The organism is Mycobacterium sp. TY814 (assembly GCF_030755175.1).
GTDB lineage: Bacteria > Actinomycetota > Actinomycetes > Mycobacteriales > Mycobacteriaceae > Mycobacterium.
The window spans coordinates 32,051-43,878 of sequence record NZ_JAUFRY010000002.1; the positions used below are offsets into that span (position 1 = coordinate 32,051).

Consider the following 11,828-nt stretch of genomic DNA (forward strand, 5'->3'; position numbering starts at 1 on the left):
CCGACGATGAGCGCGCCCATGGTCGGCATGGTCGCGCTCGTCGTCCTGCTGGGAGCGGCCGTTCTCGCTCTGAGTTTCCGGCTGTGGAAGCTGCGCCGGGGCGGTACTGCTGCGATCATGCGGGATATCCCCGCAGTCGGCGGGCACGGCTGGCGCCACGGTGTGATTCGTTACCGCGGCGGTGAAGCGGCGTATTACCGGCTGTCGAGCTTGCGGTTGTGGCCGGACCGCCGGCTGAGCCGGCGCGGGGTGGAGGTTGTGGCCAGGCGTGCGCCGCGCGGCGACGAATTCGACATCATGACCGAGGAAATCGTGGTGCTGGAGCTGCGCGACACCACCCAGGAACGGCGCCTGGGATACGAGATCGCTCTGGACAGAGGCGCTTTGACGGCGTTCATGTCGTGGCTGGAGTCACGGCCCTCGCCGCGCGCTCGCCGCCGCAGCGTGTGACGGGGATTGCGGCGCACCTCTCACTCGCGAGAAGACGTAAAGTCCTCCATTCCGGGCCGGAATGAAGGGACTTTACGTCTGCTCGCCCTCCCTGGCGCCGCCGCCCGGTCGCCACAGCACGTCGCCGTCGGGATTGGCCACCCGCGACAGGATGAACAAGAGGTCCGAGAGCCGGTTGAGGTACTTCGCGGGCAGGGCACTGACGTCGGCGTGCGTATCGACCGCGGCCCAAGCCGCCCGCTCGGCCCGGCGCACCACCGTGCGGGCCACGTGCAGCAGCGCCGACAGCGGCGAACCACCAGGTAGCACAAAGGAATTCAGCGCCGGCAGGCCTTCGTTGTAGGTATCACACCAACCCTCGAGCCGATCGATGTAGGCCTGTGTGATGCGCAGCGGAGGATGCTCGGGGTTCTCCACCACCGGTGTCGAGAGGTCCGCACCGGCGTCGAACAGGTCGTTCTGAATCTGCCGCAACACGTCCGCGATCTGCTCCGTCGGAGCACCTAGCGCGACCGCCACCCCGATCGCCGAGTTGGCCTCGTCACAATCCGCATAGGCCACCAATCGCGGGTCGGTCTTGGCCACTCGTGAGAAATCGCTCAATCCCGTCGTGCCGTCGTCGCCGGTCCGGGTATAAATGCGGGTCAGATGGACTGCCATGGGCGAAACGGTACCTGGGTCGGGTCACTCCAATGCGGGTCGGCTGACTGACAATGCGATAGCGCTTCACTAGACTGACCCGGGTGGCGGAGCGATTCATGGTGACTGGTGGCAACCGGTTGTCAGGCGAAGTCGCAGTTGGGGGCGCCAAAAACAGCGTGCTGAAGCTCATGGCCGCGACGTTGCTGGCCGAAGGCACCAGCACCATCACGAACTGCCCGGACATTCTCGACGTGCCGTTGATGGCAGAAGTGCTGCGCGGCCTGGGCGCGACCGTCGAGCTGGACGGCGACGTGGCCCGCATCACCTCGCCGGATGAACCCAAGTACGACGCGGACTTCGCGGCAGTGCGACAGTTCCGGGCTTCTGTGTGTGTACTCGGCCCGCTGGTCGGCCGGTGCAAGAAGGCCAGAGTCGCGCTTCCGGGCGGCGATGCGATCGGATCCCGCCCCCTGGACATGCACCAAGCGGGCCTGCGGCAGCTGGGTGCACAGTGCAATATCGAGCACGGCTGCGTCGTCGCCGAGGCAGAAACCTTGCGCGGGGCCGAGATTCAGCTCGAGTTCCCGTCCGTAGGTGCCACCGAGAACATCTTGATGGCCGCGGTGGTCGCCGAAGGCGTCACGATCATTCACAACGCCGCACGCGAACCTGACGTCGTCGACCTGTGCACGATGCTCAACCAGATGGGCGCCCAGATCGAAGGCGCCGGCTCGCCGACGATGACCATTACCGGCGTGCCGCGACTGCATCCGACCGAGCACCGCGTCATCGGGGATCGAATTGTCGCCGCGACCTGGGGGATCGCCGCGGCGATGACCCGCGGGGACATCACGGTGACGGGAATAGATCCGTCCCACCTGCAGTTGGTGCTGCACAAGCTCCACGACGCGGGTGCCACCGTCACCCAGACCGACGACAGCTTCCGGGTGGTTCAGTACGAACGCCCGAAGGCGGTCAACGTCGCGACGCTGCCGTTCCCGGGTTTCCCAACGGACTTGCAGCCCATGGCAATTGCGCTGGCTTCGATCGCCGACGGCACCTCGATGATCACCGAGAACGTGTTCGAAGCGCGTTTCCGGTTCGTCGAGGAGATGATCCGGTTGGGTGCGGACGCCCGCACCGACGGACACCACGCCGTGGTGCGCGGGCTGCCGCAGTTGTCGAGCGCTCCGGTGTGGTGTTCGGACATTCGGGCCGGAGCCGGCTTGGTGCTCGCGGGTCTGGTCGCAGACGGAGAAACCGAGGTCCACGACGTTTTTCACATCGATCGGGGCTACCCGTTGTTCGTCGAGAACCTGGCGATTTTGGGAGCGGAGATCGAGCGGGTACAGTAACCCGAGTCAACGCCCCGAGGCGTGATCATCTCCCAAAGAAGATCAAAACCAGGGGTTGACAACCAAGCCAGATCAGTACTAAGCTGGCAGGGTTGCCCGAAAGCGAGCCTCTCCCGAGAAGTTCACGATCGAGTTGACACCCCGGCCGGAGAAATATTAAGCTGGCAGGGTTGCCCCAAAACAGGGCAAAACAGTGCAAGAAGTGTTGTTTGAGAACTCAATAGTGTGTTTGGTGAATTGTTTGTTGTTGTTTTTTTGACTGCACCTAGCACTCCCCGTGTGTGGGTGTAGTCGCAAATCATTGATGCCAGTTTTGGTGTCTTTTTGTTAGATCAGATTTTCTCTGATTGTAAATTCACCTCGTTATCGAGGGGTTTTTGTTTGGAGAGTTTGATTCTGGCTCAGGACGAACGCTGGCGGCGTGCTTAACACATGCAAGTCGAACGGTAAGGCCCTTCGGGGTACACGAGTGGCGAACGGGTGAGTAACACGTGGGTAATCTGCCCTGCACATCGGGATAAGCCTGGGAAACTGGGTCTAATACCGGATAGGACCACAGAACACATGTCCTGTGGTGGAAAGCTTTTGCGGTGTGGGATGGGCCCGCGGCCTATCAGCTTGTTGGTGGGGTGATGGCCTACCAAGGCGACGACGGGTAGCCGGCCTGAGAGGGTGTCCGGCCACACTGGGACTGAGATACGGCCCAGACTCCTACGGGAGGCAGCAGTGGGGAATATTGCACAATGGGCGAAAGCCTGATGCAGCGACGCCGCGTGGGGGATGACGGCCTTCGGGTTGTAAACCTCTTTCACCATCGACGAAGGTCCGGGTTTTCTCGGATTGACGGTAGGTGGAGAAGAAGCACCGGCCAACTACGTGCCAGCAGCCGCGGTAATACGTAGGGTGCGAGCGTTGTCCGGAATTACTGGGCGTAAAGAGCTCGTAGGTGGTTTGTCGCGTTGTTCGTGAAATCTCACGGCTTAACTGTGAGCGTGCGGGCGATACGGGCAGACTTGAGTACTGCAGGGGAGACTGGAATTCCTGGTGTAGCGGTGGAATGCGCAGATATCAGGAGGAACACCGGTGGCGAAGGCGGGTCTCTGGGCAGTAACTGACGCTGAGGAGCGAAAGCGTGGGGAGCGAACAGGATTAGATACCCTGGTAGTCCACGCCGTAAACGGTGGGTACTAGGTGTGGGTTTCCTTCCTTGGGATCCGTGCCGTAGCTAACGCATTAAGTACCCCGCCTGGGGAGTACGGCCGCAAGGCTAAAACTCAAAGAAATTGACGGGGGCCCGCACAAGCGGCGGAGCATGTGGATTAATTCGATGCAACGCGAAGAACCTTACCTGGGTTTGACATGCACAGGACGCCGGCAGAGATGTCGGTTCCCTTGTGGCCTGTGTGCAGGTGGTGCATGGCTGTCGTCAGCTCGTGTCGTGAGATGTTGGGTTAAGTCCCGCAACGAGCGCAACCCTTGTCTCATGTTGCCAGCGGGTAATGCCGGGGACTCGTGAGAGACTGCCGGGGTCAACTCGGAGGAAGGTGGGGATGACGTCAAGTCATCATGCCCCTTATGTCCAGGGCTTCACACATGCTACAATGGCCGGTACAAAGGGCTGCGATGCCGCGAGGTTAAGCGAATCCTTTTAAAGCCGGTCTCAGTTCGGATCGGGGTCTGCAACTCGACCCCGTGAAGTCGGAGTCGCTAGTAATCGCAGATCAGCAACGCTGCGGTGAATACGTTCCCGGGCCTTGTACACACCGCCCGTCACGTCATGAAAGTCGGTAACACCCGAAGCCAGTGGCCTAACCCTTTGGGAGGGAGCTGTCGAAGGTGGGATCGGCGATTGGGACGAAGTCGTAACAAGGTAGCCGTACCGGAAGGTGCGGCTGGATCACCTCCTTTCTAAGGAGCACCACGAAGAGCACTCCAATTGGTGGAGTGCGAGCCGTGAGGGGTCATCGTCTGTAGTGGACGAAGACCGGGTGCACGACAACAAGCTAAGCCAGACACACTATTGGGTCCTGAGGCAACACCCTCGGGTGCTGTCCCTCCATCTTGGTGGTGGGGTGTGGTGTTTGAGAACTGGATAGTGGTTGCGAGCATCAAAATGTATGCGTTGCCGTTCGCGGCAACGTGTTCTTTTTGTGCAATTTTATTCTTTGGTTTTTGTAGTGTTTGTAAGTGTCTAAGGGCGCATGGTGGATGCCTTGGCATCGAGAGCCGATGAAGGACGTGGGAGGCTGCGATATGCCTCGGGGAGCTGTCAACCGAGCGTTGATCCGAGGATTTCCGAATGGGGAAACCCAGCACGAGTGATGTCGTGTTACCCGTATCTGAATATATAGGGTGCGGGAGGTAACGCGGGGAAGTGAAACATCTCAGTACCCGTAGGAAGAGAAAACAATTGTGATTCCGCTAGTAGTGGCGAGCGAACGCGGAAAAGGCTAAACCGCATGCATGTGATACCGGGTAGGGGTTGTGTGTGCGGGGTTGTGGGAATGATCTTCTCAGCTCTACCTGGCTGGGAGGCAGTAAAAAAGTGTCGTAGTTAGCGGAAGTGGTCTGGGACGGCCTGCCGCAGACGGTGAGAGCCCGGTACGCGAAAACTCGACACCTGCCTTGATCAACCTCCCGAGTAGCAGCGAGCCCGTGGAATTTGCTGTGAATCTGCCGGGACCACCCGGTAAGCCTAAATACTTCTCGATGACCGATAGCGGATTAGTACCGTGAGGGAATGGTGAAAAGTACCCCGGGAGGGGAGTGAAAGAGTACCTGAAACCGTGCGCCTACAATCCGTCAGAGCCTCCTCGTGGGGTGATGGCGTGCCTTTTGAAGAATGAGCCTGCGAGTCAGGGACATGTCGCGAGGTTAACCCGTGTGGGGTAGCCGCAGCGAAAGCGAGTCTGAATAGGGCGTATCCCCGTAAGGGGTGTAGTGGCATGTTCTGGACCCGAAGCGGAGTGATCTACCCATGGCCAGGGTGAAGCGCGGGTAAGACCGCGTGGAGGCCCGAACCCACTTAGGTTGAAGACTGAGGGGATGAGCTGTGGGTAGGGGTGAAAGGCCAATCAAACTCCGTGATAGCTGGTTCTCCCCGAAATGCATTTAGGTGCAGCGTTGCGTGGTTCACCACGGAGGTAGAGCTACTGGATGGCCGATGGGCCCTACTAGGTTACTGACGTCAGCCAAACTCCGAATGCCGTGGTGTAAAGCGTGGCAGTGAGACGGCGGGGGATAAGCTCCGTACGTCGAAAGGGAAACAGCCCAGATCGCCGGCTAAGGCCCCAAAGCGTGTGCTAAGTGGAAAAGGATGTGCAGTCGCAGAGACAACCAGGAGGTTGGCTTAGAAGCAGCCACCCTTGAAAGAGTGCGTAATAGCTCACTGGTCAAGTGATTGTGCGCCGATAATGTAGCGGGGCTCAAGCACACCGCCGAAGCCGCGGCACATCTACGTAAGTAGGTGTGGGTAGGGGAGCGTCCCTCATTCAGCGAAGCCGTCGGGTAACCGTAGGTGGAGGATGGGGGAGTGAGAATGCAGGCATGAGTAGCGAATAGGCAAGTGAGAACCTTGCCCGCCGAAAGACCAAGGGTTCCTGGGCCAGGCCAGTCCGCCCAGGGTGAGTCGGGACCTAAGGCGAGGCCGACAGGCGTAGTCGATGGACAACGGGTTGATATTCCCGTACCCGTGTGTGCGCGCCCGTGATGAATCAATTGTGCTAACCACCCAAATGGTCGCTGATCAATCCCTTCGGGGTGCGACGGTGACCGGCTGCGTGGGACCCCGGTTGGTAGTAGTCAAGCGATGGGGTGACGCAGGAAGGTAGCCGTACCAGTCAGTGGTAATACTGGGGCAAGCCCGTAGGGAGAGCGATAGGCAAATCCGTCGCTCATTAAATCCTGAGAGGTGACGCATAGCCGATTGAGGCGAATTCGGTGATCCTCTGCTGCCAAGAAAAGCCTCTAGCGAGTTCACACACGGCCCGTACCCCAAACCAACACAGGTGGTCAGGTAGAGAATACCAAGGCGTACGAGATAACTATGGTTAAGGAACTCGGCAAAATACCCCCGTAACTTCGGGAGAAGGGGGGCCGGCACATCGTGAACACCTTTTCGGTGGGAGCGGAAGCCGGTCGCAGAAACCAGTGAGAAGCGACTGTTTACTAAAAACACAGGTCCGTGCGAAGTCGCAAGACGATGTATACGGACTGACGCCTGCCCGGTGCTGGAAGGTTAAGAGGACCCGTTAACTCGCAAGGGTGAAGCGGAGAATTTAAGCCCCAGTAAACGGCGGTGGTAACTATAACCATCCTAAGGTAGCGAAATTCCTTGTCGGGTAAGTTCCGACCTGCACGAATGGCGTAACGACTTCTCAACTGTCTCAACCATAGACTCGGCGAAATTGCACTACGAGTAAAGATGCTCGTTACGCGCGGCAGGACGAGAAGACCCCGGGACCTTCACTATAGCTTGGTATTGTTGTTCGGTACGGTTTGTGTAGGATAGGTGGGAGACTGTGAAACCTCGACGCCAGTTGAGGTGGAGTCGTTGTTGAAATACCACTCTGATCGTATTGGACACCTAACGTCGAACCGTATATCCGGTTCACGGACAGTGCCTGGTGGGTAGTTTAACTGGGGCGGTTGCCTCCTAAAATGTAACGGAGGCGCCCAAAGGTTCCCTCAACCTGGACGGCAATCAGGTGTTGAGTGTAAATGCACAAGGGAGCTTGACTGCGAGACCTACAAGTCAAGCAGGGACGAAAGTCGGGATTAGTGATCCGGCACCTCTGAGTGGAAGGGGTGTCGCTCAACGGATAAAAGGTACCCCGGGGATAACAGGCTGATCTTCCCCAAGAGTCCATATCGACGGGATGGTTTGGCACCTCGATGTCGGCTCGTCGCATCCTGGGGCTGGAGCAGGTCCCAAGGGTTGGGCTGTTCGCCCATTAAAGCGGCACGCGAGCTGGGTTTAGAACGTCGTGAGACAGTTCGGTCTCTATCCGCCGCGCGCGTCAGAAACTTGAGGAAACCTGTCCCTAGTACGAGAGGACCGGGACGGACGAACCTCTAGTGCACCAGTTGTTCCACCAGGAGCACCGCTGGATAGCTACGTTCGGACAGGATAACCGCTGAAAGCATCTAAGCGGGAAACCTTCTCCAAGATCAGGTTTCTCACCCTCTAGGAGGGATAAGGCCCCCAGCAGAACACTGGATTGATAGGCCAGACCTGGAAGCTCAGTAATGAGTGCAGGGAACTGGCACTAACCGGCCGAAAACTTACCAACACAACCAATCGCAACCACTATCTCGTCAGGACGAATCTGGTAAAACAGACTTGTCGCGACACCACACCCCCCACCAACACAAATTTAAATAGAGTTACGGCGGCCACAGCGACAGGGAAACGCCCGGTCCCATCCCGAACCCGGAAGCTAAGCCTGTCAGCGCCGATGATACTGCCCTTTTCGGGTGGAAAAGTAGGACACCGCCGAACATACACAAAAACACCCCCATTCATTTGGGGGTGTTTTTGCATTCTAAGAGACGCGCTATCATGCGCGAGTAGCCGCAAAAGCCCCCGATTCGACATCGAAAAGGGGGCTTTTGCGTCGGCTCGCGCGGGGATTAGTCGAACAGCGTGAGGTCGGCCGGCGCCCGCCGCTTCTCCAAAGTGAGCAGCGTTTGTTTGCGATCCAGTCCGCCGCCGTAACCCGTCAATTTTCCGGCTGCCCCGATGACGCGGTGACACGGCACGATAATGGCGATGGGGTTGTGCCCGTTGGCCAATCCGACAGCACGCGCAGCGCCGGGCGCACCGATCTGTTCGGCGATCTGTCCATAAGACCGGGTTTCGCCATAAGGAATGGTGAGCAGCGCCTCCCATACCCGCCGCTGAAACTCCGTACCACGCAGGTCCAGCGGCACATCGAAATCGCACAACTCGCCGGCGAAATATGCGTCGAGTTGGTGCACCGCCTCGGAGAATCCGCTGTCGTCCGGAGTCCAGTCCGCGCGGCTGGGTTCATAGGTCTGGTCGACCATCCGTAGATTGGTCAACACTCCGTCGCGGCCGGCCAGGGTGAGCGGACCGATCGGGCTGTCGATCGTGCGAAAGCGAATCATGCGACCTCCTTGGGTGGCCAATGGTTAACCGGATGCTCGAGGGTGGACCACAAATGTTGGGTGGCATAGGAACGCCATGGCCGCCAGCGGGCGCTGTGCTCCAGCAACGTGCGTTCGTGCTTCGGCAAGCCCAGCTGCTCGGCAGCCAGCTTCAGCCCCAGGTCACTGGCCGGGAACGCATCGGGATCACCCAACCCGCGCATGGCGATCACCTCCGCCGTCCAGGGCCCGATTCCCGGCAATTCCAGCAGCTGGCTGCGTGCCCGCGTCCAATCGCATCCGGGATCCAAGGTGACGCTGCCGGTCGCGAGAGCGTCCACAAGCCCGCTCACCGTGCGCTGACGTGACTTGGGGACGGCCAGGTGGACCGGATCGATGTCGGCCAGTTGCTCGACGGAGGGGAACGTGTGGGTCAAGGTACCCGCGGCGTCCTCCACCGGCTGCCCGTAGGCGGCGACGAGCCGGCCGGCGTGGGTGCGGGCGGCCTTGGTCGATACCTGCTGACCCAATACCGCCCGCACGGCCAATTCGGCTTCGTCGACGGTCCGGGGTATCCGCTGACCCGGCGACTTGCGGACGACAGGACCCAGTTCCGGATCGGCGCCGAGCGCCTCCACGACGGCTTCGGGATCTGCGTCGAGATCGAGCAGCCGTCGACACCGGGCGGTCGCGGCGGCGAGGTCCCGGAAATCGTCGAGTACCAGCAGACACCGCACGTGGTCCGGCGCCGGCGTCAGCGACACCACACCGTTGCCGCAGGCGAGCCGCAGAGTGCGCCGATAAGTGCTGTCGCGCACCTCTTCACATCCGGGCACCGCAGTGGCAGCCAGGTGTCCGAAGACACCTTCGTAGGCGAACGGCGTCCGGACCGGCAACCGCAGCGACAGCACGCCGGCTGACGTGGCGGTACCGAAGCGCGCCGCGGCACGCTTGCGCAACTCCGACGGCGTGTTGTCACACACCAGCCGAACGGTGTCGTTGAACTGCCGAATGCTGGAGAACCCGGCGGCGAACGCCACGTCGCCGAACGGCAGATCGGTGGTCTCGATCAACACCCGGGCGGCCTGCATCCGCTGCGCGCGGGCCAGCGCGAGCGGACCCGCTCCGACCTCGGCTTGCAGCAACCGCTCCAGCTGGCGGGTGGTGTAGCCCAGGTGGGCGGCCAGTCCTGTCACACCTTCGCGGTCCACCGTGCCGTCGGCGATGAGTCGCATGGCCCGCGCAACGACGTCACCGCGCATGTTCCATTCCGGAGAACCCGGAGACGCGTCCGGACGGCACCGCTTGCAAGCCCGGAAACCCGCACGCTGGGCGGCCGCGGCCGTCGGCAGGAATCGCACGTTGCGTGCGAACGGCGGCCGTACCGGACAACTGGGCCGGCAATAAATTCGGGTGGTCAGGACTGCGATGACGAACCAGCCGTCGAACCGGGCGTCCTTGGCCTGGACCGCCCGGTAGCAGCGTTCGAAATCCTCATGCACGCTTCCACAGTTACACCCCTGGGGCGACAAGACTGGCGGAAAACCGACATCAATGTCTGGCTGGGCGTCGGCGGCCGGAATCAGCGGCGTGGCGTCGCCGGTTCCACCGGAGACGCCAACTTGGTGCGCTGATCGTGTCCACGGAGCTTCACGCTCTTACCCAGCGTCCACCGCTGGGCCTCTTCCTCGCCGGCGCCCTCCAGGGTCTGCTCGGTGGTCAGCAGCTTTCCGGGACGAGACTTCGCCAGTTCGCACAGTCGGGCCGCCTCGTTGACGGGCTCACCGATGACCGTGTACTCGAAGCGCTCTTTGGCACCCACGTTGCCGGCGACCACCGTTCCGGCCGCCACCCCGATACCGGCCTGTAGTTCGGTCATCTCGTCGGCCAGCCGGTCGGCGATGGCCCGCGCACACGCCAGGGCCTCGTCCTCGGGAGAGTCCAGATGGTTGGGTGCGCCGAAGATGGCCAGCGACGCGTCACCCTCGAACTTGTTGACCAGCCCGTGGTGACGGTCGACCTCCTCGACGACGATCGTGAAGAACTGGTTGAGCAGATGAACGACTTCCACGGGTGGACGACTGGTCACCAGCTTGGTCGAGCCGATGACGTCGATGAAGACAACGGCGACGTGGCGTTCCTCCCCGCCGAGCTTGGGTCGCTCGCGTTCGGCCGCGAGTGCCACGTCGCGTCCGACGTGTCGGCCGAACAGGTCCCGGACGCGCTCGCGTTCGCGCAGCCCGTCGACCATGGCGTTGAAACCCCGCTGCAATTCCCCGAGTTCGGTGCCGTCGAACACCACCAGGTCGCCGCGGAGGTCGCCTTGCTCCACGCGCTTGAGCGCGGCGCGCACCACCCGCACCGGTGTCGCCGTCAGCCAGGCGAAAATCCACAACAGGATGAACCCGAAGATCAGGGTGGCCGCCGAGATGATCAACACCCCGACCGCGAACTGGGTCTGCGTGAGGTTCTGCAGCGTCATCTCGAAGAACGCCATCAGCCCGATGCCCACGACCGGCACCCCGGAACCGAGCAGCCACACCATCATGGTCCGGCCCATGATTCCCGGGGCCAGTCGCCGCGGCGGCGGCCCGGCCTCCAGCGCCTGGGCGGCGACGGGTCGCAGGGCGAACTCGGTGAGCAGGTAGCTGCCGGTGGAGACGAGCAGGCCGCAGAAGCTCACCGCGACCAGAAAGCGGGGGATGAACATGGTGTTCGCGACGCCGTAGAGGATGGTCGTCAGCACCGTGCCGATGCCCCACAGAATGAGGTGGCCGACCGCGACGCGCCACGGCGCCATGAAGGTGTTGCGCTCGTCCCGGTCGGTCGGCTTGCGTTCCTCGATCGCCCAGCGCAGCGCTTCGACCGTTCCGCGGGTGATTGTGTAGGCGCCGACGACGAGCGCGGCAACGATGTACGCCGGAACCGCGATGAACGACATCCAGAGCGGGGCGTCGTCGAACACGCTGGGCACCGGCACCGCCACCGTCACCAGCAGAACCGCGACGGCGATACCGATCAGGTTCGCGGCGACGATGAGGACCGTCATGATGACCTGGATGCGGACCCGACGACGGTGCTGGTCTTCAGAGACCCGCCCGAGCAGCCAGGAACCGTATGCGGGAGTGTCCGGCAGTCGACCGCTCTGTCGGGTCACCTTCTCGAGGACCCGGCCCAGACGCTGCGCGACGCTTTTCCTGGGGGCCGTGTTGGGCGACATGGTGAGGTCAGCCTAATTCTTGCGTGGCGATCCCGATGACGCCGGGCCCGCTC

The 11,828-nt window shown here is 61.4% G+C and carries 6 protein-coding genes and 3 rRNA genes; 5 read left to right on the plus strand and 4 right to left on the minus strand.

Translation table 11 applies throughout. The features are described 5' to 3' along the window. The first annotated feature begins 6 nt into the window (after positions 1-6). Complete coding sequence (locus QXH22_RS14025; protein WP_306245191.1) at positions 7-450, plus strand: DUF2550 domain-containing protein; 444 nt, start codon at positions 7-9, stop codon at positions 448-450. A gap of 72 nt (positions 451-522) precedes the next feature. Here QXH22_RS14025 and QXH22_RS14030 read toward each other — a convergent pair whose 3' ends face one another. Beyond that, on the minus strand, positions 523-1,110 hold the full coding sequence (locus QXH22_RS14030) for a cob(I)yrinic acid a,c-diamide adenosyltransferase (protein WP_306245190.1): 588 nt from the start codon (positions 1,108-1,110) through the stop codon (positions 523-525). An 83-nt stretch (positions 1,111-1,193) separates the two neighbouring features. Here QXH22_RS14030 and murA point away from each other — a divergent pair, with 83 nt between their 5' ends. The 4 genes from murA to rrf all read left to right on the plus strand — a co-directional run bounded on the left by murA (position 1,194) and on the right by rrf (position 7,947). Next, a complete protein-coding gene (gene murA / locus QXH22_RS14035; RefSeq protein ID WP_306245188.1) occupies positions 1,194-2,447 on the plus strand; it encodes a UDP-N-acetylglucosamine 1-carboxyvinyltransferase in 1,254 nt (417 codons plus the stop codon). Between the two features lie 378 nt (positions 2,448-2,825). Further along, positions 2,826-4,355: ribosomal RNA gene (locus QXH22_RS14040) — 16S ribosomal RNA — on the plus strand. 273 nt (positions 4,356-4,628) lie between these two features. Beyond that, positions 4,629-7,738, plus strand: a 23S ribosomal RNA gene (locus QXH22_RS14045). 95 nt (positions 7,739-7,833) lie between these two features. Next, positions 7,834-7,947, plus strand: a 5S ribosomal RNA gene (gene rrf / locus QXH22_RS14050). The 16S, 23S and 5S rRNA genes sit together here, the layout of an rRNA operon. A gap of 131 nt (positions 7,948-8,078) precedes the next feature. Here rrf and QXH22_RS14055 read toward each other — a convergent pair. The 3 genes from QXH22_RS14055 to QXH22_RS14065 form a co-directional block, all read right to left on the minus strand. Next, entirely contained in the window at positions 8,079-8,576 is a 498-nt protein-coding gene (locus tag QXH22_RS14055) for a methylated-DNA--[protein]-cysteine S-methyltransferase (protein WP_306276055.1), read from the minus strand. Beyond that, entirely contained in the window at positions 8,573-10,057 is a 1,485-nt protein-coding gene (locus tag QXH22_RS14060; RefSeq protein WP_306276056.1) for a DNA-3-methyladenine glycosylase 2 family protein, read from the minus strand. Before QXH22_RS14060 ends, QXH22_RS14055 begins: the two co-directional genes overlap by 4 nt. 80 nt (positions 10,058-10,137) lie before the next feature. Then, on the minus strand, positions 10,138-11,775 hold the full coding sequence (locus QXH22_RS14065) for an adenylate/guanylate cyclase domain-containing protein (protein WP_306276057.1): 1,638 nt from the start codon (positions 11,773-11,775) through the stop codon (positions 10,138-10,140). Positions 11,776-11,828 lie beyond the last annotated feature (53 nt).

Bases quoted from the DNA above. Each gene is read 5' to 3' on its own strand.
- QXH22_RS14030 (WP_306245190.1), bottom strand. From the start codon at position 1,110: ATGGCAGTCCATCTGACCCGCATTTATACCCGGACCGGCGACGACGGC.
- QXH22_RS14055 (WP_306276055.1), bottom strand. From the start codon at position 8,576: ATGATTCGCTTTCGCACGATCGACAGCCCGATCGGTCCGCTCACCCTG.
- QXH22_RS14025 (WP_306245191.1), top strand. From the start codon at position 7: ATGAGCGCGCCCATGGTCGGCATGGTCGCGCTCGTCGTCCTGCTGGGA.
- QXH22_RS14065 (WP_306276057.1), bottom strand. From the start codon at position 11,775: ATGTCGCCCAACACGGCCCCCAGGAAAAGCGTCGCGCAGCGTCTGGGC.